This window comes from Bradyrhizobium erythrophlei (assembly GCF_900129505.1).
Taxonomy (GTDB): domain Bacteria; phylum Pseudomonadota; class Alphaproteobacteria; order Rhizobiales; family Xanthobacteraceae; genus Bradyrhizobium; species Bradyrhizobium erythrophlei_D.
Genome location: NZ_LT670818.1, coordinates 7,459,862 through 7,485,558, shown reverse-complemented (window position 1 = coordinate 7,485,558; position 25,697 = coordinate 7,459,862). Strand labels below are relative to the sequence as shown.

At 59.9% G+C, this 25,697-nt stretch carries 19 protein-coding genes and 3 pseudogenes; 13 read left to right on the top strand and 9 right to left on the bottom strand.

Going from position 1 to position 25,697, the window contains the following annotated elements:
* Positions 1-861: 861 nt before the first annotated feature.
* Complete coding sequence (locus tag B5525_RS35050) at positions 862-1,173, bottom strand: usg protein (protein ID WP_079574204.1); 312 nt, start codon at positions 1,171-1,173, stop codon at positions 862-864.
* A gap of 243 nt (positions 1,174-1,416) precedes the next feature.
* Between B5525_RS35050 and B5525_RS35045 the strand changes: the two genes are divergently transcribed.
* Together B5525_RS35045 and groL are read left to right on the top strand one after the other, a co-directional pair.
* Positions 1,417-1,734, top strand: coding sequence for a co-chaperone GroES (locus B5525_RS35045; RefSeq protein ID WP_079570444.1), 318 nt, complete (start codon positions 1,417-1,419; stop codon positions 1,732-1,734).
* Positions 1,735-1,877: 143 nt separating this feature from the next.
* Positions 1,878-3,530: a chaperonin GroEL gene (gene groL / locus B5525_RS35040; protein ID WP_079570443.1), complete on the top strand. Its 1,653-nt coding sequence runs from the start codon at positions 1,878-1,880 to the stop codon at positions 3,528-3,530.
* A 235-nt stretch (positions 3,531-3,765) separates the two neighbouring features.
* On the opposite strand, the gene B5525_RS35035 is transcribed toward groL, so the two are convergent.
* On the bottom strand, positions 3,766-4,938 hold the full coding sequence (locus tag B5525_RS35035) for a LysM peptidoglycan-binding domain-containing protein (RefSeq protein ID WP_079570441.1): 1,173 nt from the start codon (positions 4,936-4,938) through the stop codon (positions 3,766-3,768).
* Between the two features lie 1,453 nt (positions 4,939-6,391).
* On the opposite strand from B5525_RS35035, the gene B5525_RS35030 reads away from it, so the two are divergent.
* Positions 6,392-7,366 (top strand): ABC transporter substrate-binding protein, encoded by a 975-nt coding sequence (locus tag B5525_RS35030; RefSeq protein ID WP_154073627.1) that lies wholly within the window; start codon positions 6,392-6,394, stop codon positions 7,364-7,366.
* Positions 7,367-7,453: 87 nt separating this feature from the next.
* On the opposite strand, the gene B5525_RS35025 is transcribed toward B5525_RS35030, so the two are convergent.
* The 3 genes from B5525_RS35025 to B5525_RS35015 all read right to left on the bottom strand — a co-directional run bounded on the left by B5525_RS35025 (position 7,454) and on the right by B5525_RS35015 (position 9,734).
* A complete protein-coding gene (locus B5525_RS35025; RefSeq protein WP_079570438.1) occupies positions 7,454-7,897 on the bottom strand; it encodes a hypothetical protein in 444 nt (147 codons plus the stop codon).
* Complete coding sequence (locus B5525_RS35020; RefSeq protein WP_244567692.1) at positions 7,894-9,207, bottom strand: recombinase family protein; 1,314 nt, start codon at positions 9,205-9,207, stop codon at positions 7,894-7,896. Before B5525_RS35020 ends, B5525_RS35025 begins: the two co-directional genes overlap by 4 nt.
* 80 nt (positions 9,208-9,287) lie before the next feature.
* A complete protein-coding gene (locus B5525_RS35015; protein WP_079570434.1) occupies positions 9,288-9,734 on the bottom strand; it encodes a DUF2924 domain-containing protein in 447 nt (148 codons plus the stop codon).
* A gap of 375 nt (positions 9,735-10,109) precedes the next feature.
* Between B5525_RS35015 and B5525_RS35010 the strand changes: the two genes are divergently transcribed.
* The 4 genes and pseudogenes from B5525_RS35010 (at position 10,110) to B5525_RS34995 (ending at position 14,078) form a co-directional block, all read left to right on the top strand.
* Entirely contained in the window at positions 10,110-10,949 is an 840-nt protein-coding gene (locus tag B5525_RS35010; RefSeq protein ID WP_079570433.1) for a hypothetical protein, read from the top strand.
* 86 nt (positions 10,950-11,035) lie between these two features.
* Entirely contained in the window at positions 11,036-11,257 is a 222-nt protein-coding gene (locus tag B5525_RS35005) for a helix-turn-helix transcriptional regulator (protein ID WP_079570431.1), read from the top strand.
* A 223-nt stretch (positions 11,258-11,480) separates the two neighbouring features.
* Entirely contained in the window at positions 11,481-12,131 is a 651-nt protein-coding gene (locus tag B5525_RS35000; RefSeq protein ID WP_079570430.1) for a helix-turn-helix domain-containing protein, read from the top strand.
* 969 nt (positions 12,132-13,100) lie between these two features.
* A pseudogene (locus B5525_RS34995) lies at positions 13,101-14,078 on the top strand (ABC transporter substrate-binding protein).
* A gap of 123 nt (positions 14,079-14,201) precedes the next feature.
* On the opposite strand, the gene B5525_RS34985 reads toward B5525_RS34995, so the two are convergent.
* Positions 14,202-15,107, bottom strand: a complete 906-nt coding sequence (locus tag B5525_RS34985; protein ID WP_079570425.1) for a LysR family transcriptional regulator — start codon at positions 15,105-15,107, stop codon at positions 14,202-14,204.
* A gap of 141 nt (positions 15,108-15,248) precedes the next feature.
* Between B5525_RS34985 and B5525_RS34980 the strand changes: the two are divergent.
* From B5525_RS34980 to B5525_RS34970, 3 genes and pseudogenes are all read left to right on the top strand, one after another.
* Positions 15,249-15,536 (top strand): annotated as a pseudogene (locus tag B5525_RS34980) (hypothetical protein); the annotation flags it as partial.
* 103 nt (positions 15,537-15,639) lie between these two features.
* Complete coding sequence (locus tag B5525_RS34975; RefSeq protein ID WP_079570424.1) at positions 15,640-16,410, top strand: Crp/Fnr family transcriptional regulator; 771 nt, start codon at positions 15,640-15,642, stop codon at positions 16,408-16,410.
* 90 nt (positions 16,411-16,500) lie between these two features.
* On the top strand, positions 16,501-16,947 hold the full coding sequence (locus B5525_RS34970) for a response regulator transcription factor (protein ID WP_244568110.1): 447 nt from the start codon (positions 16,501-16,503) through the stop codon (positions 16,945-16,947).
* Positions 16,948-17,670: 723 nt separating this feature from the next.
* Here B5525_RS34970 and B5525_RS34965 read toward each other — a convergent pair.
* On the bottom strand, positions 17,671-17,961 hold the full coding sequence (locus B5525_RS34965; RefSeq protein WP_079570422.1) for a hypothetical protein: 291 nt from the start codon (positions 17,959-17,961) through the stop codon (positions 17,671-17,673).
* Positions 17,962-18,190: 229 nt separating this feature from the next.
* On the opposite strand from B5525_RS34965, the gene B5525_RS46835 reads away from it, so the two are divergent.
* Positions 18,191-18,697, top strand: coding sequence for a hypothetical protein (locus tag B5525_RS46835; RefSeq protein ID WP_244567691.1), 507 nt, complete (start codon positions 18,191-18,193; stop codon positions 18,695-18,697).
* A 1,954-nt stretch (positions 18,698-20,651) separates the two neighbouring features.
* On the opposite strand, the pseudogene B5525_RS46830 reads toward B5525_RS46835, so the two are convergent.
* A pseudogene (locus B5525_RS46830) lies at positions 20,652-21,344 on the bottom strand (caspase family protein); the annotation flags it as partial.
* Between the two features lie 612 nt (positions 21,345-21,956).
* Between B5525_RS46830 and B5525_RS34950 the strand changes: the two are divergent.
* The gene (locus B5525_RS34950; protein ID WP_079570419.1) at positions 21,957-22,187 is read left to right on the top strand and encodes a hypothetical protein; all 231 of its coding nucleotides are present in this window, start codon (positions 21,957-21,959) and stop codon (positions 22,185-22,187) included.
* A gap of 615 nt (positions 22,188-22,802) precedes the next feature.
* On the opposite strand, the gene B5525_RS34945 is transcribed toward B5525_RS34950, so the two are convergent.
* Positions 22,803-24,152, bottom strand: a complete 1,350-nt coding sequence (locus B5525_RS34945) for an FAD-dependent oxidoreductase (protein WP_079570418.1) — start codon at positions 24,150-24,152, stop codon at positions 22,803-22,805.
* Between the two features lie 320 nt (positions 24,153-24,472).
* Between B5525_RS34945 and B5525_RS34940 the strand changes: the two genes are divergently transcribed.
* Positions 24,473-25,435 carry an alpha/beta fold hydrolase gene (locus tag B5525_RS34940; RefSeq protein WP_079570416.1) on the top strand — a complete coding sequence of 321 codons (963 nt, stop codon included), beginning with the start codon at positions 24,473-24,475 and terminating at the stop codon, positions 25,433-25,435.
* Positions 25,436-25,697 lie beyond the last annotated feature (262 nt).

Genomic DNA, 25,697 nt, shown 5'->3' with positions numbered 1-25,697 from the left:
CACCACGAAGGGAAGGGCGACGTAGTACGTTACGTCGGCCATGCTCGTCTCCTAGTTTTGCTGGTTCCTCTTCACCCTGCCCCGCGGGAAGTCTTGCCTTCAGAGGGAAGGAAACCAGCATGATGGTTTAGTTTGAAAATATTGCCGGCCCGGCCCCACCGCCGCTTGCGCCGTTACGGACGAATACAGCGAACTGCGGAATTGCTGACAGCATATGACCGCTGGGTGAAAAACTTCGTCGTTTCGCCTTGCGGGCGTTATTCGAGAGATAAAGCACTAGGAAAGAGGCCGCCTTAGTTGGCGTCCCCCTCCAATTCGATCTTCATTTCAACCGGCTCGCCTGGCAAAGAAACGGCCCCAGCGCAGGGGCGATCTGAGGCCGATTTAGTCGGGGGGCCTGTGGCCGGTTCAGGTGCCGGCCAGTTCCAAAACCCACTTAACCCCAGAAATAATTCCGAGGCCTTGATCGCCCGATGAAGCCACCTAAAACAAAAAGATCGCCGGATCGACCGACGGTCCTTTCGTTGACAGTTGGTGGGTTGATGCGCTGGGCTTTGCTTTGGCCGTATGACACTGCCACTATGGGCTAGTCTCTTTATTGACGAACCTCCCATTCTTAAAAATGGGCGAGGCTCAAGGAAGATCAAGTGGGCCGTGCTGACCTAGATCGACCGATCAGGGTTAATCCAGATCAATACGACGCATTGCAAAATCGCCAATGGTGATTACCCACTACGGCCTTGGAGGTCGCCATGGCTACAGTTGCTGGACAAGCCTTTATTCTCTACGCAGAACTGTTCGTGATCTCGTTTGCTGATGGTTCATACGCAAAATTTTCCTAGCTGCCGAAGCGACAATAGATCAGTGCAGCCGGAAGACTCCATCCACGGCGCGTAGTTCTGCAGGCTTGATCATGGAGTGCGCGACGGTGACCGCAAACAGCGGACCTTCGAGCTTTGTTTCCCAGAATGCGAGGAAATCCTTTAGCGCCGGGAAATTCGGAAACAGATCGTAGTCCTGCCAGACGTAAGTTTGCAGCAGCCAGTGACGATCCGGACGGCGATAAACGATTTCCGCTGTTGTCAGTCCGTAGCCTAAGACCTGCTTGCTGAAATCCTTGGAACTGCATCTTTCTCGACCATGCCAACCTCCAGGCCAACCTGAAAAAGCAATGCATGATTCTCGCGCCAAAAATGAAAACGTTCAATAGGTGATGGTAATCAACGCGCTAGCAGCATGCTACTGCGCCTGCTAGCAATCGCCGCAAGCGTTCCTTCCCAAGAAAACGCAAGTTGCAGTCAAACATCGTGGGCCGAAGCCCTTGCGCCCCCGTGTCACAGGCTTATGTGAAGTGCGGCTAGCACTCGCTCATTGCGACTGCCAATCCAGAAATAATCAAAAGCCAAGGAGGATCGCATGAAGTTCCGTCCGCTCCACGACCGTGTCGTGGTCAAACGCATCGATGCCGAAGACAAAACCGCAGGCGGCATCATCATTCCGGACAGTGCCAAGGAAAAGCCTTCGCAGGGCGAGATCACCGCTGTCGGCCCAGGCGGCCGCGACGAAGCCGGCAAGCTGATCCCGATCGACCTCAAGGTCGGCGACCGCGTGCTGTTCGGCAAGTGGTCCGGCACCGAGGTCAAGCTCGATGGCGAAGAGCTCCTGATCATGAAGGAGAGCGACATCATGGGCGTTCTGACCGACGTCCCCGCCGCCAAGAAGAAGGTCGCGTAAGCGCCAGCCAGTTTTCCCTATCCTGAGGAGCCGGCGTAGCCGGCGTCTCGAAGGATGAGGCCCGCAAGCTCAAATCTCATCCATCAAGAACCCGCCCGGTTGCGCGGCCTTTGGGATTGGGACAGTTCAAAACGGAGATCATTATGTCAGCAAAAGAAGTCAAATTCGGCGTCGATGCCCGCGACCGCATGCTGCGCGGCGTCGAAATTCTTAACAACGCCGTAAAAGTGACGCTCGGTCCGAAGGGCCGCAATGTCGTGCTCGACAAGTCGTTCGGCGCACCCCGCATCACCAAGGATGGCGTCACCGTTGCCAAGGAAATCGAGCTCGACGACAAGTTCGAGAACATGGGCGCCCAGATGGTGCGCGAAGTCGCCTCCAAGTCGGCCGATGCGGCCGGCGACGGCACCACCACCGCGACCGTTCTCGCGGCTGCGATCGTCCGTGAAGGCGCCAAGTCTGTTGCCGCCGGCATGAACCCGATGGATCTGAAGCGCGGTATCGACATGGCGGTGGAAGCCGTGGTCGCCGACCTCGTCAAGAACTCCAAGAAGGTCACCTCGAACGAGGAAATCGCCCAGGTCGGCACCATCTCCTCCAATGGCGACGCGGAAATCGGCAAGTTCCTCTCCGACGCCATGAAGAAGGTCGGCAACGAGGGCGTCATCACGGTCGAGGAAGCCAAGTCGCTGGAGACCGAACTCGAGGTCGTCGAGGGCATGCAGTTCGACCGCGGTTACATCTCGCCATACTTCGTCACCAATGCCGACAAGATGCGCGTTGAAATGGAAGATGCCTACGTCCTCATCAACGAAAAGAAGCTATCTCAGTTGAATGAATTGCTTCCACTGCTGGAAGCCGTGGCGCAGAGCGGCAAGCCGCTTGTTATTATCGCGGAAGACGTCGAAGGCGAAGCTCTCGCCACCCTCGTCGTCAACCGTCTGCGCGGTGGTCTGAAGGTCGCAGCCGTCAAGGCTCCGGGCTTCGGCGATCGCCGCAAGGCCATGCTGCAGGACATCGCGATCCTGACCGGCGGCCAGGCGATCTCGGAAGATCTCGGCATCAAGCTCGAGAACGTCACGCTCAACATGCTCGGCCGCGCCAAGAAGGTGATGATCGACAAGGAGAACACCACCATCGTCAACGGCGCCGGCAAGAAGGCCGACATCGAGGCACGCGTGGCGCAGATCAAGGCCCAGATCGAGGAAACCACCTCGGACTACGACCGCGAGAAGCTGCAGGAGCGTCTTGCGAAGCTCGCGGGCGGCGTCGCGGTGATCCGCGTCGGCGGCGCCACTGAAACCGAAGTCAAGGAGCGTAAGGACCGTGTTGACGACGCGATGCATGCGACCCGTGCGGCCGTCGAAGAAGGCATCGTTCCCGGCGGCGGCGTCGCCCTGCTGCGTGCCTCCCAGCACCTCAAGGGGCTGCGCACCAAGAACGACGACCAGAAGACCGGCGTCGAGATCGTGCGCAAGGCGCTGTCCTGGCCGGCACGCCAGATCGCCATCAACGCAGGCGAAGACGGTTCGGTGATCATCGGCAAGATCCTCGAAAAGGATCAGTATGCCTACGGCTTCGACTCGCAGACCGGCGAATACGGCAACCTCGTCACCAAGGGCATCATCGACCCGACCAAGGTCGTGCGTGTAGCGATCCAGAACGCAGCCTCGGTCGCGGCGCTCCTGATCACCACCGAAGCCATGGTGGCGGAAGTTCCGAAGAAGAACGCCGGTGCCGGCGGTATGCCTCCGGGCGGTGGCGGCATGGGCGGCATGGGTGGTATGGACTTCTAAGTCCAACCGTTCAGCGCTCAAAAGAAAAGAAAGGCCCGGTAGCGATGCCGGGTCTTTCTGCATCAGCTTCACGTCGCTCTCGACGACGATACCCTACCCCGGAGCCGACCATTGATTCGCGCGGAAGGCGAATTTCAGGAAATTAGGGCTTGGTTGTAGGTCCTTTTTTTGGCTCCCAGAGCCGGTGGAGAAGGTCCCATTCCGCTTGCGATCCCCGCCCGTCTGCTTCGCTCTATCACCGCGCTGGTAGGACAAAGATTTGGCCGGGACGAATCAGGTTCGGATTGCGGATCTGCTCCCGGTTCGCCTTGTAAATGACGGAGTAGCGCGTGCCCACACCATAGGTCTGGCGGCTCAGGCGCCAGAGGCTGTCGCCGCGGGAGACGGTGGTGGTTGCGATCTTCGGCACAACCACGGTGGAGGGCGAGCCTCCGTCGGGCAGAACGCTCGCCACGGCGGCCGCCAGCTGCGGCTGCGCAGCGGCACTGTCCGGCCGCTTGGAGGCTGTGGCCTGCGCCGGCACGGACGCCGCGACCATCGTGTCGGGAACGTTGAAGGGTACCTCGGCGCGTGCCCGCATCGCGCCGGAAATAGGCTCCACCTCGTCCAGCCGGACGCGGTAGCTGCCGGGCGCGACCCCTTGATTGATCGTGACCGCAAACCGTCCATCCGCGTCGGCCGTTACTGACGTAACAAAGGTATCGTTGAGATAAAGCCTCACCGCGCCGCCGGGGCGCGCGCGACCGCTCGCATGGAACCTGCCGCCTGGCTCGATCTCGACCGATTCCACAACCACTGCGCCGGCCATCGGCTTTGGCGCAGGCGGTTGCGACAGCACGACGGCGGGTTTGCCGGGCGTCATCAGCGCCACGACTGGCCGGTCGGTTGATGCCGGCTCAATCGCTACTGCCACGCTCTGTCTGGACGTGGCCTGCTTGCCGTCCGGCTGCTTGGACCGCAACGTCAGATCATAAGTGCCTGAGGGAAACCGGGGCGGGACCATGACGAATTGTCCGGATTGATCCGCGACCACGCGATCATGCAGCTCGCCGTTCAGCAGCAGTTCCACTGTTGCGCCCGGCGACGCCCGGCCCGCGATTACCGCTTCGCCCGTCGGCTCGATGCGGGCAATGTCGAACGCCGGCACGCCGTCGTCGCTGTCCGGCGGTACGGGCGATCCGGCGAGCGCGGCCGCCACCGCGTCTACTTTTGCTTGCGCCGCTGCAAGCGCGTCCGGACCCTGATCTTGCGCGCCCGATGCCGGCTTTGAAACCGCCGGCGCGGCGGTTGCGGCCTTGGTTTCAACCGGCGGCTCGCGCCGGAAGTACTGGATCGCGAAGACAAGCGCGATACCACAGGCCGCAACAAACGCCAGCAGGACCATTCGGCTCATCGACGTGGCGGTCATGATGTTCGTCCACCGGCCGGAACGTTACCTCGTCGGCATTGTACAGCGTTTTCCAGCAAAGTGGGGACCGGTTTTGCGCGCCAAGAATACCCGGCTAAGGAGGGGCAAGCTCCGCGGCAAGCCGTCAGAGATGACACACGCCGGAAACTAACGGTGGCGGGTGCTTTGCCCCTATAAACGCTCGTTGTCGTCCTTTCCTAGCATCGCCCGCCATTGGCCAAGCCTTGGCGCCGCCTGCAGGCGCGCCGTACGCTGGGTTACTTTCCTCCACGTTGGCCCACGTGGAGAAGGTTCGACCCCAGTTCCTCTCCCTCCGCCACCCGCCCGAGCGTTCAGGCTTCTGCGTCAACGATTAGGCCGAAAATCCCCGAGCAAAAGTGGGGTTTTCGAGGCTCACGGCTGTACCGGAGATTGCCGATTTTTGGCACAATTGGTCTGGAGACGGCATTTTTCTCCAAAGCTTCGTACTTCGTCGGTTTAGTACAGTTTAGAAAAGTGAAGCGCCAGAGGCACAACTTGAAATCAAAATCGGCCTCGGTTCGATTCTCTGTTGGATGAGCGAGAGTAACTTAACTGAGTCTCTGGGAGCTCTCAGCATCACCGCCTAGGAACGTCCGCTATTGGCTGAAGAGCGGAAAACGTTTGCTCATATTGAGATCTTCTCAGTTTGACCCAACTCAGAGTGCGCCAGGAAGCTGGCAAAGAATAGGAGGTGAAAGTCCCCCACGGGGAAGGTCTAGCCAACCGCCCCGACCCCGAGTGATGCACGAGGATCTGCTCGCGAGGGCAGCCGTGAAGCGTTCACAGGGGAGACCACGGGCCAAGTATTGAGCTGCGAAACGGGTCTAATTCCGAGGTGCCGATCTTATTCTGAGAAAGAGAAGGCAACATCGTCCCATGGCGAATGGCTTGCATGGGAAGAACCTCGCGCAGTCGGAGACCTTGTGCACGTGGGGAAGTTCTTTGCGCGGAACCTGGGAGGTCTCATCCGTGCCCGGACGTGTGCCGGGCCGGCTCGGGAAGGCGACAAGCCGCACGTCGAGCATGTACGCGGGTGAGAAGTCGGATGAGGTCGTAGTACCGAGGAAGCGACCGAACAAAGGAAGGCAACTTCCGGCGGAGGTCGTGGAGGGAAGGGCCTCACCCGAGGGGAACAGCCGACAGGCGGCCGTGGTTCGGACACTGAGCCGAGCTGCCACGTCGATCCAATTGGCGGCTGTGCGCCGGAGCGCATGTGGGTTCAAGCGTGCGTGCCGCCGACGTTCGACCCGAGGGAGGAGCCCGGTGCGTTAGCAGCGCTCGCCGGGATCTGTGCGGGGGGCGAGGAGAAATCCTCGTCCCTACCGCGACCATCGCTTGGGCCCAGCAGATATTTGATTGAAGCCGGTTTTCCGCACCTATCAAATCATGCGTCGGTGCTGTTACGGTGCCGTCTCCAGAGCCGGGGGCGAACATGCTACGGCGCGAGTTCATTGCGATCCTAGGCGGATTGGCTGCATGGCCGATTGCGGCGCGTGCCCAGAATGCACAACGGGTGCCACGAATTGGTTACCTCATGGACCGGTCTGGGCCGGGACCTTTCGACGAAGGATTCTTGTCTGGGCTGCGCGAGCACGGCTACGCTGCCGGTCGTAACATCACAATCGAATACCGGTGGACTGAAGGCAAAACCGAACGACTGCCGGCCCTGGCTGATGAACTGGTGGCGCTAAAGGTCGATGTTATCGTCACCGCTGGTGCGCAAGCGGTACAAGTGGCCAAAAAGGCGACTGCCACCATACCGATCGTCATGACAAGCAGTCAGGATGCCGTCGGCGACGGCCTTGTTGCCAGTTTGGCCCGCCCTGGCGGCAATGTTACGGGACGATCGGTGTATGCGCCCGAACTAACACAGAAGCGCATCGAGTTGCTCAAGGAGATTGTGCCAGCGTTGTCGATGGTTGCCGTCCTTTGGAACGTTCAGAATGCGGGAGGCGTCAGTCAGTTGCGGGAAGCGGAAACGGCCGGGCGCGCTCTTGGCATAGCGATCGACTCTCTCGACGTGCGAATTCCTGATGGTTTGGAGGACGGTTTTGCGCGAGCCGCGCAAGCTGGAGCGGGCGCGGTACTCATCATTTCTGACAGCTCAACAATAAGTAACCGCTCGGAGATAGGCGCTGCTGCGCGGCGGCGCAGTCTTCCAACGATTTTCGCAAACAAGGCCTATCTCGAGGGCGGCGGATTCATGAGCTACGGCCCTGACATCGTCGACAGTTTTCGCCTCTCGGCGGTCTACGTGGATAAAATACTGAAAGGTGCAAAGCCTGCGGACTTACCTGTAGAGCAACCGACCAAATTCGAGCTGGCAATCAATCTAAAGACCGCAAAGGCGCTCGGTCTCAACGTCCCGGCGACGCTGCTCGCCCGCGCCGACGAGGTGCTTGAATAAGGCCTCTCATTTCCGGAATTGGCACTTTTCGGACATCGAAGTGATGCTGACGAAGGTCCGCTTTTGGGGGCAAAGCGGACCTGTCTTTTACCCACCTGCGGTGAAGCTTCCGATTTGCTGGTCCCAGGCAATAGGGAATTGCTTGAGGAGATCCTGGAGATCGAGAGTGGCCGGCTGTCGGCCTTCGAGAATGGCTTCGATGATGCTGGGGGAGAGCAGGGTGAGACGCAGGACACGGCCCAGGTAGGATTCGTTTATCGCTTCGGCTTTGGCGAGATCGCGGACAGTGGCATGGCGTCCGGATTCCAGCATGTCGCGCCAGCGATGGGCGCGGACAATGGCCTTGACGATGGTGTTGTCGACGCGAGACGGGGTAGGGATCCATGGATCGGCGCCGGCCGGTGTCACCACCTGTTTGCGTCCACCCTGGTGGCGCAGCGTGATGGGGATGTGGACGGTTATGGTTCGACCGTCCTTGCTCAGGGTGGGACGGCTAAATTGACCGGCGTGCATGGTCGCGGTGCCGGTCATGCCGCCTCCTGCTGCGAGCCGCCGCTGGTGCGCAGTTCGCTGTAGAGGGATGTCAGCCCCTCAATCCGCAGGCGCAGGTCGATCCCATCAGGCTGCAGGTCGACACGCTCGACCAACAATTCAACGATACGGGCCTGTTCGGCCGGGAACAGCTCATTCCAGATTGGCTCGAACCCAAGCAGGGCACCTCGGACCTCGCTCTCGGTGATGTCCTTGTCGGCCTTGCGGGCAGCGCGCCAGGTCTGGACGATGATTTCGGGCGTTTGCAGCAGTGAGCGGATCTGCTCGACGACAATGCGCTCGATCTCGGCCGCCGGGATTTGCCTGACGGGGCAGGCGTTAGCGCCCTGCTTCATTACGCTTTGACTGATGTAGTAACGGTAGAGCCGCCCCGCTTTGCGGGTATGGGTCGGCGACATCGCCGCGCCGTCCGGCCCGAACAGCAAACCTTTCAGTAGCGCCGGCGTCTGCGCCCGTGCGCTAGCCGCCCGGCGACGCGGGCTTTGTCTAAGAATGGCGTGAACCTGATCCCAGAGCTTGCGGTCGATGATGGCCTGGTGCTCGCCGGGGTAGGAGATGCCCTTGTGCACGGCGTCGCCGATGTAGACCCGATTGTTCAGGATTCTATAGAGAACACCCTTATCGAGCAGTTGACCGTAACGGTTGGTCGCCCGGGCGAGGACCAATTCCCTAGCCAGCAGTGTTGCCGACTTCAGCTGGACAAAACGCCTGAAAATGGACCGGACCCGTTCGGCGTCTTCTTTGTGGATAAGGAGCTTTCGGTCCCTGACTTCATAGCCGAGCGGCGTCCAGCCGCCCATCCACATGCCCTTCTTGCGGGAGGCTGCGACCTTGTCGCGGATGCGCTCGCCGATGACCTCGCGTTCGAACTGGGCAAAGGACAGCAGCATATTGAGGGTCAGGCGACCCATCGAGCTCGTCGTGTTGAACGCTTGGGTGATGGAAACGAAGGTGACGCCGTGACGCTCGAAGGTCTCGACCAGTTTGAGGAAATCGAGCATTGAGCGGGAAAGCCGGTCAATTTTGTAAACTAGGACCACGTCGATTTTGCCGGCTTCGACATCGGCCAGCAGTCGCTTGAGGGCAGGTCGCTCCAAGGTGCCTCCGGAGACTCCACCATCGTCGTAGCCATCCTCGACCAGGAGCCATCCTTCGGCGCGCTGACTAACGATAAAGGCCTCGCAGGCCTCGCGCTGGGCATCCAGCGAGTTGAACTCCATATCGAGCCCTTCCTCGGTGGATTTGCGGGTGTAGACCGCGCAGCGCAGCTTTCGCCTCACCGACGGCAAGCCGTCGCTCGAAGCAGATTGCTGACCGTCAGCGCCATCGAGGCCAGCACCGCGGCGATTGGGGCGTGCGCGGTGGGACCTCATGTTCGGCTTTGATGGTTCTTGAGGCCAAAGAACACCCAGCCATTCCACTTGGTGCCGGTGATCTCGTGGGCGACCGACGACAGGGATTTGTAAGGCCGGCCCAAATACTCGAAGTCGTCGGCGCGCACCGTCACGCAGTGCTCGATACCCTGCCATTCCCGGATCAGTTTGGTGCCTGATATCGGTCGATGGACCGGGCGCGCCTTGCGTTCGGCCGCGTCTCGTGTCGCATACTGCTTGGCCATCGCCTGGAGCCGTTCCAACGTCTGGCGGCTCGGCCCGCCATAGGCCAATTCCTGGATACGGTAGGCCAGCCGGCTTTCCAGGAAACGCCGATTGTAAGCCGGCGGCTCGGTCTCGAATAGCTCCCGCCATTTCGCCTTCAAAACAGGGGTAGAAGCCCCCTTCAGCGCCGCTAATTGGGTCAAAACCGATACATTCATCGTTCGGAATCCTTGAAATTACCGGTCTCATGACGGCAAAAAACCCGCTCACAGTCGAGCTGACTATCGGTTTGAGAGGGCGAATTTGGACTGGACTTTCGGCTCCGAAGACGCAAAAGGCCGGCCGCCAAAATGGTGGCGATTTCGGTTAGGTGTTCGGTCTCGGGTTCCCTTGGCATGCGCCATTGAACGGCAAGCGTTCAGAGCGTGTCTACGATTTCACATGAAACAGCAGAGCCACGCAGGCGATCGTATTCAGGCGTACTAAAGCACTCGGAAAAGCTTTGGAGAGATCATCAAACCCGTTCCGATTCTGATCGGGATCGGTGCAAACTGGCGAACTGATTCGTCGTAAACCCAGCTAAACGACTCGCCATGGATGTATCGAACTCGTTCAGTGTTCTGCGCGCCCCAAACGCTGCCGAACGTTTGAATGGCCTCTCCCTGAAAGAAGCCTTTCGGATTTACGTGCTCGATGATTCAGAGATTGTGGCGCTGGGTAAGCGCGTCGTGAACGCCAAAACTTCCCATGCTGCCGTTTTCAGTGACGGAATGTTTCCGGGGCCAATGACCAGTCATTTTTTTTGGCCGTTGGACGTAGCCGCGAAATCCCTTGAATTCAATCTTGTTGACCAACCGCTTGGTCTCGATAGTCTTCCAAACCCGCCTGATGCCGTGATTGCGGTCTCAGCATTGCTTGTTGATCGTTTCTCAGCGTTGCGAGATATTCTCGCTGACGGAAAGATTGTCGCATTTGGTACATTTGCGCAAACCGGCATCGAAGGACCGATCGGGCGGCACCAGTGGATGCGCAGCGGCACCTCGATCGATGTGAGCAACGGGGATTTGTGCGAAGGTCAAGATCATCGCGCGATGCCCAGGTGGACCGGTCTGAGCCTAAGATTGCCCGAGACACCCAATCAGCCGCAGAACGATATCGCCCCGAAAGTCGCTGAGATACCCCGCAAGGCCCAAGCGCAAATTCAGACGAAGGAGAAATGCCGGCTTGACTGCGTCGCCTGGCTCGAGGGAATGATGTCCAATCCAGAGATCGTGCCACGCTCTAGGGATGACCTGTGGGCTGAGGCCAAATCAAAGTGGCCGAATAAACTGAGCAATAGAGCGTTTCTAAAAGCACGGGACGACGCGATTGCAAACAAACGAGCTTGGGCGTGGAAGGCGCCGGGTCCAAAGCCGAAATCACCGCAATCGTAATCGCCGCACTTCGATAATCGCGGCGCCTATTCGGCGTACTTGATCGTAGGCAGTCTCAATGCATCGCAACTGATGCAAGTTTTGAGATGCCCGCAAGTTCCCTTTCATTGGACACTGACGCCCTTCTGAGGGAGCAGGATGCGGCCGACCTGCTGAGCCTCTCGGTTCGGACGCTGCAATCCTGGCGGATCCGGATGGCCGGGCCCCCATTTGTTCAGGTTGGCCGCGCGGTTCGCTATCGCCGCCGTGACCTCATCGCGTGGATCGATGCGAATACGATTGGCGCACCGATAGGCTCTGCGTCATGACGCGGTCTCCTCCAGTATCAAAAACAGGACGCGGCGTCAGGGCTGCTGTGCGGCCGAAGCCAATCGAGTATTCGCTTTACTTTGGCCGCGAACGGCTGGGGCGATATGTAAAAATCGATCGCAAAACATTCAAAGCGTTCGATTCCAAAAATCGCGGATTGGGAAGCTTCCGCACCCGAGCGAGAGCGCTTGGGGCAATCCGCAAAGCCTGGGCGAGGCTCGGATGAGCTGGCGAGCTACAGCCTGGGCCATAGGGCAAATCACCGGCAAAGCAGGGCGGAAGCTCCTTCTGCTGGCGCTTGCAAACTACGCGGATGAGGATGGAATCTGCTGGCCGTCACAAGCGACGTTGGCGCGAGACACCGAGCAATCGGTGGATACCGTTCAGCGTCAAATCGTTGTGCTTGAGGAGCTGACGCTTCTTAAGCGGGAACGTATGCCCAAGCGCCGCGGCCAGTGGCAGGGGTATCTTTACAAATTGCCCCTGCAAACCTTCGCCGCGCCGAAGGTGCAGACTGTGGCTCGGTCCCCTAATCTGCGGTCTGGCCAGGCCGCAAAATCGGCACTGACCAGACCGCAGAGCTTGCGGCATAAACCTTCAATAGAACCTTCATATGAACCGTCACACAAATCCATAGCTAGCATCCCCGCGGAGAGGATAGCGGCCTTCCAGAAGAAGCAGGAGGGAACAGAGGTTGTTCAGCACCGTATAGCCGGTCGTATTGGCGATGACGGTTGGCTGGTGTTAGGGGAAATGAACGAGGCGCAGCGTTCCCGCCTGTGCACGCTCGAGCGACAGGGACGGCTAGATGATGAGACCCTAAGGATTGCCGTCCTGGCAATCCGCATCGAGCAACGCGGTAATCGGAACTGAAGATCACGGGGTGGGGGTGGTCAGTTCTCTGGTGCTATGAGGATCCGGACCGGTGGGCCTGGTTCACAGGCAAGATCTTCAGTTTTTTTAAAAGGAAAAGCCCACTTGGCTGCTTCGGCGAATGTCCGCTGTTGATGGAAGAGCGGACCATGAGCATTCGCGGCTTGAGGTCGGCCTTTGACCCATCTGAGAGTGCGCCAGGAAGCTGGCAAAGAATAGGAGGTGAAAGTCCCCCACGGGGAAGGTCTAGCCAACCGCCCCGACCCCGAGTGATGCACGAGGATCTGCTCGCGAGGGCAGCCGTGAAGCGTTCACAGGGGAGACCACGGGCCAAGTATTGAGCTGCGAAACGGGTCTAATTCCGAGGTGCCGATCTTATTCTGAGAAAGAGAAGGCAACATCGTCCCATGGCGAATGGCTTGCATGGGAAGAACCTCGCGCAGTCGGAGACCTTGTGCACGTGGGGAAGTTCTTTGCGCGGAACCTGGGAGGTCTCATCCGTGCCCGGACGTGTGCCGGGCCGGCTCGGGAAGGCGACAAGCCGCACGTCGAGCATGTACGCGGGTGAGAAGTCGGATGAGGTCGTAGTACCGAGGAAGCGACCGAACAAAGGAAGGCAACTTCCGGCGGAGGTCGTGGAGGGAAGGGCCTCACCCGAGGGGAACAGCCGACAGGCGGCCGTGGTTCGGACACTGAGCCGAGCTGCCACGTCGATCCAATTGGCGGCTGTGCGCCGGAGCGCATGTGGGTTCAAGCGTGCGTGCCGCCGACGTTCGACCCGAGGGAGGAGCCCGGTGCGTTAGCAGCGCTCGCCGGGATCTGTGCGGGGGGCGAGGAGAAATCCTCGTCCCTACCGCGACCATCGGGCCTAATCAGCCTGAGGTCGGTTGGGCGCAATTTCTCCCGCAACCGCCCGGTGGCAAAAGTGGTAGGCTTTAGACATTGCACAAGGTTTGTTCAGAGAAGCACATGCGGCGGCGCGAGTTCATCACGCTTCTCGGCGGTGCGGCGACCACGTGGCCGCTTGGGGCGCGTGCCCAGCAACCGAAAATGCCGGTGGTCGGATTCCTCAATGGCGGATCACTAAACGGATACGCACCGCACGTGACCGGATTCCTCCACGGGCTCAATGAAACCGGTTACGTCGTGGGTAAAAACGTCACGACGGATTATCGGTGGGCTAAGGGTCAGTACGATCGCCTCCAAGTGATGGCTGCCGATCTTGTACATCGTAAAGTGGCTATCATCGCCGCGAATACCCCGGCAGCACCGGTTGCCAAAGCGGAAACCGCCGAGATTCCGATTGGCTTTGTCAACACCGGCGATCCGGTCGTGGCCGGCATCGTCGCGAGCTTTAATCGGCCTGGGGGCAACGTCACGGGCGTGGGTCTTCTCGGGCCGGAATTGGAGACCAAGCGTCTGGAGCTTCTGGACCAACTTATTCCTGGAACTACGCCGATTGGTGTGCTGGTGAACCCGATGAATCCGGCTGCCGATCTCCAGCTGCGCAAGTTGCGAGAAGCGGCAGGCGTGATCAAACGACAGATAGACATTGTGCGCGCCAGTACCGCACTTGACATTGAAACGGCATTCGAGATCGCCGCCCAAAAAGGGGCTGACGGGCTTCTTGTTGTCCAAGACCCGTTCTACAACAGCCGACGCGATCAGATCGTGGCGCTAGCTGCCGGCCATAAACGGCCCGTAGTCTGTCCGTAACGCGAATTCGCCAAAATCGGCGGACTCGTTAGTTACGGACACGACCTTGTAGACGGGTATCGCCAGATGGGTGTCTACGCTGGGCGAATTCTCAAGGGTGAGAAGCCTGCCGATCTTCCAGTGGTCCAGCCCACAAAGTTCGAGTTCGTCATCAACCTCAAGACAGCAAAGACACTCGGCCTCGAAATTGCTCTCGCAATCCTCGCGCGTGCCGACGAAATAATTGAATAGCAGGGCTATGTCCGACCTTGGCAGAATGCGAAGTGCGGATCGGCTCTGAGATGGTCGGGGGGTACACCGGACTGATCGGTGCACCCTCAGAATGACGTGATTGAGCCACAGCGGTCCTGGCTTCTAAGCCTTGAGCGCGTAGCCGGGAAGATTGGATTGAAGCAACGCCAGCATCTCGTCTCTGATGGGATCACGCGCCCCGCGAGTCCAGGCTGCTGCCACTGGCAACTTCTTCATATCGGACGCAGCAAGCCTGATATAGCGAACACCGCGCGCCGCCATTCGTGACGTCCATTTGGGGACGATCGCAACACCCAGCTTGGCGGCAACAAGATTGACGATGGTCTGCTTCTCGTCGGCAATCTGGGCGATGCGGGCTTGCAGTCCGGCTTCCGCAAATAGGGTAATGGTGAGATCGTGGCTGTGCGGTCGCGAACGACGCTCGGGCACGATCAGCGGTTGATCTACCAGATCAGCGACGGTTACGCACTTCCGCGATGCGAGCGGATGATGATCAGAGACCGCGACGACGGCGGTTTCGTGAAAGAGAAACATGAATTCTAGCCGCTTGTCCGGACTTTCCGGGGGGCGGACGAAAGCAAGGTCGAGCCGACCGGACAGCAAACGCGGCAACAGACGGATCGTCTTATCCTCCACCAGTTGAACTGTGACGTCGGGTCGCCGCTCGCGAAAATCGCGAAGCAGCATCGGCAGCAGTCCGGCCGCAGCACTATCGATCGCGCCGACGCGGACAGTTGCGGCCTGCTTCCGGCCGCGCGTTCGAAACTTGGCAGCGAGAGCGTCTGCCTGCTCCAGCAGTGCGCGGCCTTCCTTGACGAGAATGGCCCCGTCGTCGGTCAGTGTGACGCTCCGAGTAGTGCGCGTCATCAGCCGGGTGCCGAGGTCCTCTTCGAGAAGCCGCATATGGCGTCCGAGTGCCGAGGGCAGCATTTCCAGCCGCTGCGCTGCTCTGCCGAAATGCAGTTCTTCGGCCGCCGTCACGAAGCACCGCAATTGATGAAGATCCATCGGATCTCTCCTGGATCCCGATTATATCATTTCTTTGTATAAACGAGAGCCAATTGAGTCACGGCGGTTACGGTCGCAGGGTGGCCTCTCACCCGCCAAATGGCGCGGAAATCAAAAGCAATCAGCCTAGGAGCCCATTCGATGAGTGCTGAGCTGGAAACGCGCGTGCTGCGCAAAATCACACTGCGCATTGTTCCCTTCGTGATGCTGCTCTTTTTCGTTTCGTTCATCGATCACGCGACCATCGGCTTCGCCGCACTGGCCATGAACAAGAACCTGGGGTTGTCGCCGAGCGTGTTTGGCTTCGGCGCCGGCATCTTCTTACTCGGCTACCTCCTGTTCGAGGTAGCCGGCATCTTCTTACTCGGCTACCTCCTGTTCGAGGCGCCACCCAACCTGACCTTGAAAAGCTCGGCGCGCCTATGGATCCCGGGTGCGGTGTCGAAAGCAGATTCAAACCGATGTTAAGGCCGCCGTTCCGCACCGCTGGGAACGGAGAAGGCGGCGGACGCCTCACAGCAGGTCACCTGAAGTGACGCGCCCCTGCGGAATTGGTAACCGCCTTCTGGCAGCACTGCCGCCAGCGGACTTCGGCTTGCTGGCGCCCGAACTCGAGAGGGTCGCGCTCGATCAGGACGCGGTCCTCTCGCGAGCGGGTGACCAGATCGAGCATGTCTTCTTCCCTCATAGCGGCGCCATCTCGCTGATGATCGACATGGCGAACGGGCAGACGGTTGCCACCGCCGCAGTCGGACGCGAGGGGGCAGTAGGCATTCTTTCCGTGCTAGGGCCGTCACCTTCGGCCGTTACCGCCATCGTTCGTTCGACGGGCACTGTCTCACGGATCCCTGCACCGCGATTTAACGCCGCGTTCAACCGGAGCCCCGCGATCCGGCACGCGGTCCAAATTCACATCAGGGCGATGCTGATGCAGTTTCAGCTTGGCGCGGCCTGCAATGCGCTGCATCCGGTCAAAGCCCGCATGGCACGCTGGCTGCTTCATTTTCGCGACCGCATCGACCACGACCTCCTCCCGCTCACCCAGGAGGCGCTGTCGCAAATACTCGGTGTGCGGCGAACGACAGTGACGCTCCTCATGCGCAATCTGCGCGCGTCCGGAGCGATCAGATCTGATCGTCGAGGCCAGATCGAGGTCGACCGATCGCGGCTCGCGGCGGCGGCGTGCGAATGCCATGGCACCATGCGTCTCGAAGTCGAGGCGATCTTCTCGATGAATACGGGACAATCCCGCGTTTTGGTTGTGCCGGCTGATGCAGCAGGTGAATCGAGCGATACTATGTGAGCCGTTTCCGCGCAGCCGTCTACCTAGAAAAAGCATCGGAACGCCGCACGTTGCGTCAAGTCAAGATAACCCAGCAGCGAAAGCAATTTGGTGATAACTCAGCCTGCGCCGGAGATTGCGAAGCAAGTCATCCTCGTCGTTGATGATGACGAGGCCGTGCGGGATTCCCTCAGAAACATGATGGAGAGTGAGGGCTTTGAGGTGCGTGCCTTTTCCAATGGCCACGACTTCCTCAGCGAAGCGAGCCTACCTGCGATTGGGTGCTTGGTCGTTGACTACCACATGCCCGCAATGAATGGACTGGAGCTGGTCAGCGCACTGCGCGGTCGGGGAGTATCGATCCCGGCTATTCTCATCACAGGCAATCCCACCAAATATGTGCGGGACCGAGCCGCAGCAATTGCGGTTTTGGTCGTCGAGAAACCAGGGCTAGGAAGCTATCTGCTGGATTGCGTCCGTGAGGCAGTTGCGAAGCATGCACAGTTGTTGCCGCAGGGCTTCCTATATTCCTTTCCCAAATATAGCCGCTCAACTTGAGTTCGCTCTCATCCACCCTTTCCCAATTTTTTGCGACATGCAAGATTTGTTACATTAATGAACTCGGAGAATTAAACTGCCACTTCCGGTTTCGGCACAAAGCTGACGTAACCGCCCCTTTGGTGAATGTCCGTTGTTGAAGGCAAGAGCAGATATCAAAGATTTGCTGCTTGAGGTCTATTTCAACCGGAACTAGGCGCGTCGTCAGACTTTCGGGGTGGGGGGTGGTCAATTCTCTGGCGCGAAGAGGATGCGGACCGGTGGGCCTCCTTCATACGCAAAAAGTTCGGTATCAATCCGAAAAGCCCACTTGTGAGTTACGTGACCCCTAAGGTTTTAAGTCGCCTAAGAGCTTTCGGGCGAGGTCTTTCATCATCCGTCTCGGCCCTGCCATCTGATGCGGTTTCAATGTCCGTTGTTGGGGGGAAAAAACAGACGATCCATCGCTACACGCCCAGGTCAGCTTTTGACCCCAAGGCGGACATCGAGCCGGTGGCCGGACGGCACACCGATGTGATCGGATATTTTTGAGAAGGGAATTGTACATAAAAGGGGGATTTTGGCAGGCGAGCGCGGAACGGCGACTGGCGGAAGACTGGCGGCGGATGTCGCCAGGCGCCGTGGCTGCGCATGTCCTAGGGCGGGAAAGAGCGGCGCCCAATTCGCTTCTAGTTGATTGACTTGAGTCAGTTCACGGCGCGACCGCCCGAAACGGTGCGGCGATCAATCGCAAACCTGGACTCGACGAAATTGCCAGCCATATCCATCCCAGTAGCGCTCCCGAACCAGACGGCAGGCAGGCTCTTCGACGTAGACCGGCTCTGGCGCATAATAAACCGGCGGCGGAGGCGGAGCTGGCCGTGCTGCCAGAGCGCCGCCGAGCAACGCCCCGCCGATAAGTCCGCCCACTACGCCGGCGGCGATTTGACCGTTCTCGGCGCTTGCAGGCACCGGCAGCAGAAGCGGACTCGTGAGCAATGTAACAGCCACGATAGCTGAAGCGATTTTGCCCATCACATTTTCTCCACGCCGCCTTACACGGCCGTTGTTCGAACTATCGTACATTCCGCGATTAACGCTTTCTTAAGGCTGCACGCGAGCGGGCAAATTATTTTTGGAAGCGCGTTCTCGGTATTGTTCTGTAGCATCCAGTGAGCGCGCGCTCCCAATTCGTCCGCTTCTGCAATTCGGGCGGTCTAACCCTCTTCATCTCGTCATCTCGGCGGAGGACAAGGTTGACCGTTTGGAAGCGTGCACGGCCTCGCTGCCGCCGGAGGCGGCGGAGCCGGACGCGCAACAGGAGGCGGCGGTGGTGGCGGCGGAGCCGGTCGCGCAACAGGAGGCGGCGGTGGCGGCGGCGGAGCCGGTCGCGCAACAGGAGGCGGCGGTGGCGGCGGCGGAGCCGGTCGCGCAACAGGCGGTGGCGGCGGCGGAGCCGGACGCGCAACAGGAGGCGGCGGCGGTGGCGGCGGCGGAGCCGGTCGCGCAGCAGGAGGCGGTAGCGGTGGCGGCGGAGCCGGACGTGCAACAGGAGGCGGCGGCGGTGGCGGCGGAGCCGGGCGCGCGGCAGGAGGCGGAGGCGGTGGCGGCGGAGCCGGACGTGCAGCAGGAGGCGGCGGCGGTGGCGGCGGAGCCGGTCGCGCAACAGGAGGCGGCGGCGGTGGCGGCGGAGCCGGGCGCGCAGCAGGAGGCGGTGGTGGTGGCGGCGGAGCCGGACGTGCAGCAGGAGGCGGCGGCGGTAGTGGAATAGCAGGCGGTGGCGGCGGCGATGCAGTGGGGGGTGCGACCGCTGATGGTGTCTTCGGTTGAGCTTGCGGTGACAGCGGTTGGCCAGCAACGGGCGGCTTCGTGTTCTCCGATGGCAACGATGGCTCGCCAGATTTTGGCAGCGGCTGTCCGCTTTTGGTTTCGGGCAACGTCGTCTTTGGCGCGGGCCCCGAGGTAGGCGGTGGTACTGGCTGTGGTGCAGCAGGCTGCGGTTGACCCGCAACGGGTGGCTTGCCGCTTACTGGCGGCAGCGGTTGTCCGCCTGCTCCTGGCAGCGGCTGTCCGGCTTTGGTTTCTGGAAGGGTTGATTTCGGCGCCGGCCCTTGAGGAGCCAGCTGTGTCGGCGAAGGCGCAGGCAACGGCTGACCGGCTTTGGTTTCGGGAAGAGTTGTTTTCGGCGCTTGCCCCGGAGCCCCCGGTTGTGTCGGCGAAGGCGTAGGCGATGGCTGACCGACGATCGGCGGCTTGCCGTCTATTGGCGGCAGCGGTTGTCCGCCTGCTCCTGGCAGCGGCTGTCCGGCTTTGGTTTCTGGAAGGGTTGATTTCGGCGCCGGCCCTTGAGGAGCCAGCTGTGTCGGCGAAGGCGTAGGCGATGGCTGACCGACGACTGGCGGCTTGCCGTCTTTTGGCGCCAGCGGTTGTCCGCCTGCTCCTGGCAGCGGCTGACCGGCTTTGGTTTCGGGAAGAGTTGTTTTCGGCGCTTGCCCCGGAGCCCCCGGTTGTGTCGGCGAAGGCGTAGGCGATGGCTGACCGGCGACGGGCGGCTTGCCGTCCATTGGCGACAGCGGTTGTCCGCCTGATCCTGGCAGCGGCTGACCGGCTTTGGTTTCAGGAAGGGTTGTTTTCGGCGCTTGCCCCGGAGCCGCCGGTTGTGTCGGCGAAGGAGTAGGCGACGGTTGACCGGCGACAGGTGGCTTGCCGTTTGCCGATGGCGTCGCAGTGGGCTGCGTCTGACCGGGAGACGGAGTGTTTGGCGGATTTGTATTCTGAATCGGAATCGCTTTTGGAGCGACCGACGGCGGAAGCGAAGGTGCGAGCAAAGCGGCGGCGCCAGCGCCCGCAACGCCGGCACCTACAATAGCGGCGCTGGACGGCGACGATTTAGCTGCGGCGGGAGGCTGCGCCTGAGCTGCAGGGGCCTGAGCTGGAGGGGAGAAGGTTTGGGTCTGCCCGCTTGGATTGGTAATTACAACGGTATTGGTGGTGTTATTGACGACGACAGTGTTGTGGATGTTGTTGTAGATGACATTGTTAGGCGGCGGCGCAACGTATTCTGGCGTGTTGACCCACACCGGTACCGGCACATAGACCGGAACGGGAAGAACGTATTCATAAACCGCCGGCGGTGGCGGAGCCAAATCGACGAAGTAGACCGGCCGCGGCGGCAGGAAAAACACCGGAGGCGGCGGCGGAGGCTCAAATCCGAAATCCGGATCGTCGAAAATCAACACTGGCCGTTCGACGTAAATCACCTCTTCCGGCGGCGGCGGCGGCACATCATAGCTGATGATTTCGAATCGCGGCGGCGGTTCGAGAGCGGCCGTCAAATATGCAAGCCGACGCCGCGCATCGTTAGCGTGGGAGCCGCGGGGATAACGACGCAAATACGACCAGTAAGCGGGAGGCGTATCGACGCTCCGACTGCGCCGCCACGTTATGGCTTCGCGGCGGGCTGCAACAATTGCCTGCACCCGTCTTGCCATCGGATCGTTCGGATAAGCACGCAGGAAATTCTCATAGTCTTGCAGATTGTCGCGATCCAGAGCTGCGAGATAGGCATCCCTCGCGTCAAAATCACGGATCGGCTTCGATCGGATCGATGAAGTCTGTTCGGGCGAAACTTGCGGCGGCGGCGCATCCGGCGCCCGCTCAAAAAAGTAAAACGGCGCTTCCAGCTTCGATGCGTTCCACGGCACCTGCGCACCCTTCGTTGCGTCATTGACGCGAAGACGAACCCGGTTGAACAGGTCCGTCACCGGAAGGCCGCCCTCGCGCATCATCTCCGCAAGCGCCTGGGCGTAAGACGAATAGGGGCCTGCCTCGTCTGGCGCCACGGTTCCTGGCGCAGCGTTGAAAGCGATCAACGTTCCAGGGTCCGGCTCGACAAGGGCCAAGCCACTCGCAAGTGGGGGGCCGGATTTGGCAAACGGGCTGGCTCGAGCCCCATCAAGAACGACGATGCTCACTTTGATGCCGAGAGCAGCAAGCGGCTTGGTGTAGTCCGAAAGGCGTAAAGCCTCGGACGAGACATTCGCATCACGTGCGATGTTCGCGTCCGTTGGCACGAAGTAATTTTCGCCTTCGAGCTGCAATCCGTAGCCGCTGAGGTAGATGAATGACACTGTATCAGGACCCGCCGCAGATACCTTGGCGATAAAATCCCGGAACGTCCGCCGCAGCGAATCTTGATCAAGGTCGCGAACTCCGACCACGTCGAAACCGGCGGCCTGAAGAGTTTGCGCGATCAACCCGGCATCATTGGCAGGTGTCGGAAGAACTCCGGACGAATAATTCGCGTTGCCAACGACCAAAGCGATGCGCTTCTCCGCCGCCTGGGCACTAGCCAAGACCAAGTCCCCGAAAAGAAGCACTGAGAGTAAGGCCAATACGAAATTGCGCTGATGCTTCATAAGAAACCCACGATGAGGAACCTGATGGAATCTACTAGAGCTTGCCACTGAACGAGTTCTGAATGGAACAGGTCATAAATAAGGCGGAAGACTGACTGGTCATTTTGTCACAGCCGAAGCACAGGACGCCAATAACGTCGGAATAATGAGACTGTTTACTGCCCCGCGTGAGTCCGATCATGGCACTTTTCGGACGTGCCGGTACCTTTCGCGAAAGGTCTGTGTTGAGGCGAGAGCGGACACCGCGGGGAAGTCGCCGCCCTTCCAATTCTGACGCGGAACGACATCGCTTTTCATTTTAGGCCTCTCCATCAGGTCGGGCACTCGTCCGCTCACGATGAATCCTTTCAGAGCTGAAAACCGGACACAAATGAGTTTAATCGCCGGGGACTCATTCCTGATCGTGGTTCGAAGGTGGAGGTGAAGATCGGTAAGCTCGAAATAAACAGTCTCTGAACTGCCCGTTCGGCTAGCGTTCATATCAACCCGTTTAAGTTCTCTACCTAGGAACTGAAAGTTAGTGAACCCACAGACTTAGTTCCCAGCCGTGGAACCGACACCACGCCCCTCAGTAATCTAACGCAGGGACACACTCACAATGGAGGAGACACTATGAAGAAGTTTCTTATTTCGGCTGCAGCCGCAGCAATCATGACCGGCGCTGCCTACGCTCAGACCGCCACGGAATTTTATGTAGTGCAAGACACTTCCACGAAGAAATGCACCATCGTGGACAAGAAGCCGACCACCACCACCACTGTCGTTGTCGGCGACGGCAAGATGTTCAAGACGCGCACCGAAGCTGAGACCGGGATGAAGACCATGAAGGTCTGCACGAACTAAGGGTGGCGGTGGCGAGAAGCGATAACGCCCGCTCCGTCCGCTCCCATCGACAAGAGAGAGGCCGCCGAAGCGGCCTCTCTATTTTGCGCCCAGGTGCATCACGTCGCCGCCTTCAAGGTACGGCTAGCCACGGCATCAGGTGCTGTGTTTTGGCGACACTTCCCATCGAGCTTCCCGCCGGGCGCCTCAAAGGCGAGTAGCCCGCTGACTTGCCGGTTTAGCAGCCACGCTGGTCGAGTTAGTGATCAATATCAAGACGGCGAAGGCGCTCGGTCTAACCGTTCCGCTCTGCTTGCTCGGTCGAGCAGACGAGTTGATCGATTAAGTGAGCGCTTGTGGCACAAAGCTGACCTAACCGCCCCTTTGGTGAATGTCCGTTGTTGAGGTGAAGAGCAGACATCAAAGATTTGCTGCTTGAGGTCTACTTCAACCGGAACTAGGCGCGTCGTCAGACCTTCGGGGTGGGGGTGGTAAATTCTCTGGCTTGTAGAGGATGCGGACCGGTGGGCCTCCTTCGCACGCAAAACTTTCGGATTTTTTTAAACAGAAAAACCCACTTGGCATGGTCGAAAGCGCCAGTCCTCTCGGCGGATGTACCATCTCCACGGCGAAGGGTTACGCCTCGGCCATCTTCGCGAGCACGCGCTGCACCAGGGCGGGATCGCGATAGACGCTGCGCGGCCTCAATAGATGTTGGACTTCGACGGTCAGCTTGTGGACGGCCGGATCTTCGGCGGCGAGCCGGGTTAGGGCGATACCGAATTTGAGCGTAGTCTCAAAATCCGCCGGACGTTGCCCCCGCGTATCGGGAAACACGAAGTCGAGTATGGCCACCGACCACGGCGTCTCGATCAACGCCTGCACCTCGGCGAAGAAAGTCGGCGCTAGCCCGCCGATTGGATCGCTGTCTCCCCCTAGTCTCTCGAGAAGCCTCTGGAGCAGGCACGCCTCCAGGGCGGCCACGCTCATGCCTTGACCGTAGACGGGATTGAAGCGGCAGATTGCATCTCCGATGGGCAGAAGCCCGCGGGGGAAGACGCCTAGTCGCTCGAAATGGCGCCGCACGCTCTCGGGGAAGCCGTAGCGCGTGACCCCGTCCAGGCGCCTGGCGTGGCGGATCGCGTTGTAGATCGTTGGCGTCCGCAGTGCCCGGGCGTAGGTCAGGAAACCCTCCGCATCGCCGGACGGCACGTCACCGTGGCGCCCGCCAATGGTCGCCATCCAGCGGTTGCCCTCGAGCGGCAACATCAGGCCGCCACGGCTGTTCTGGGGCGCCTGGCCGAAGGTCATGACGCCTTTCCAATCGGTCGGGACATCGTCCGGGATGGCAAAGACGCATGTGGCATAGCCGAGATCGATGCCAATTGTGGTCTCCTCTGGCAGTGGTCGGCCGATCGATTGCAGCAGAGCGAGAGTGAGGGCGCCGCGTCCAGAGGCGTCGACGACGAGATCCGCTGCAATCGTCTCGCTCGCACCGTTGTCGTTCTCGTAGCGCACGCCGGTGACCGCTCCTCCATTTGGCGACGCCAGCACTTCCTGGACCCGGCAGCACTGGCGCAGCGTGGTGTTCGCGCGGCTTTCCACCCGCCGCCGCACGGCGTGCTCGATTGTCGGCCGGGACACGGCGTAAATCAGCCAGCCGAGATCGCGTTGCGGGAAGGGATCGTAGCCGGGGCGCTCCACGCGAACATCGAGACCGACCCTGAGCGGCACGGCGCGCGCCCGTGCGAGATCCTGCTCGAAACCTGGGAACAGCTCGCTGAGGGCGCGCTGGCCGCTGAGCAGCAGCCCGTGCACGTGCCGCGCCTGCGGCGTCCCCGCGCGATATGTAGGCTCCGAGGGCAGAGTGTCGCGCTCCAGAACAACGACCTGATCGAAGTGATCAGCGAGCGCTCCCGCGGCCGTAAGCCCGCCCATTCCCGCGCCGATTACGACGGCCTGCTTGCCGATCAGAGTTGACGCCATTGCCGCCTCCGGCTGCTGGCTCCTCTCGCAGAAAGAGGGGCCGACGCCAGTCGAGCATAACGCCACGCGCCGACGCAAGGAAGCGGGGAAATCCTCAGGGTCAGCCCAAGCTGCGCGAGGCAAAGCGTTTGCAAGCGGAAGCGGTTAGCCGTGGCTTTGGCACTTAACTTGCCGACGCAAACAGTTCTATCGGTCTTGCAATCGTTCCAAATGCTTATCATGATCGAGATTGTATTGCTTTATTAAGCCGTAGGTAGAAATCGCTACCCTCAAAATTCGAAGTCGCATTCTTGCCAAAGTAAATTGGAGCGAGGTTCGCGATGGTAGTCGAGCACAGGTTTGTTGAATCGAACGGCATAAAGATCCATATTGCGGAAGCAGGCGCGGGACCTTTGGTTCTTTTGTGCCACGGATTCCCTGAGTCCTGGTATTCGTGGAGGCACCAAATCAAGGCTCTCTCCGAGGCTGGTTATCACGTCATCGCACCGGACATGCGCGGCTACGGACAGACGGATCGTCCTAACGCAATAGATCAATATTCACTTTTCCATTTAGTCGGCGACATGGTCGGGCTAGTCGACGCCATCGCCGATGGACCGGCGGTCGTGATAGGCCACGACTGGGGTGCGCCAGTCGCTTGGCATTGCGCTCTTTTTCGCCCGGATCGGTTTCATGCCGTCGCTGGTCTTAGCGTGCCTTTTAGACCACGAGGCCCGGCGCCGCCGACGAGCGTCATGCCGCAGACGGACAACGAGATATTTTATCAGCTTTACTTCCAGGCTGAGGGCATCGCGGAGAAGGAATTTGAGCAGGATGTACGAAAGACAGTTCGTTTAGTCCTCGCTGGATCTAGCAATAAAAACTCCCCTCCAATTAGCTCAATGGTCCCGAGGCAGGGAGGCTGGCTTGGTTCGCGGCCTGCGCCGCCTTCTCTCCCAAATTGGCTTTCAGAGAAAGACATTGACTATTACGCCAGCGAACTTGAGCGAACTGGCTTCCGCGGCGGCTTAAATTGGTATCGCAATATCGACCGTAACTGGGAGCTGATGGCTCCTTGGTCGGATGCAAAGGTTGGGGTGCCGGCGCTCTACATGGCTGGAGATCGGGATCTCGTTGTGAAATTTCCCGGAATGGACCAGCTCATCGCGAACCTCAAACAATTCGTTCCCAAACTTGAACAGACTATTATGTTGCCAGACTGTGGGCACTGGACGCAGCAGGAGAAAGCTGACGAAGTTAACTCGGCGCTAATTGCTTTTTTGAAGAGCCTAGATTCGAAATGATTTTGCGGGAGCAACGTCGCCTGGCGACGGAAGACGCCGCCGTGCACAAGCTGAAGGCCAGCTATCGAGTAACCGAGCCCCAGCGATAGCCGCGATCAAAGCAAAACGCGAATTTGGGCTTTGCCCGTCGAAGCCACGCGACCTTGCGCAGTCTTGTCAAAGCTTGAAGGGAGCGGGGGTGGTCAAATCTCTACGCGGCTTCGCCTGCGGACCGGTGGGCCTGGTTCGTACGTGCAAAGTTGGAATTAAATACAAAAAGCCA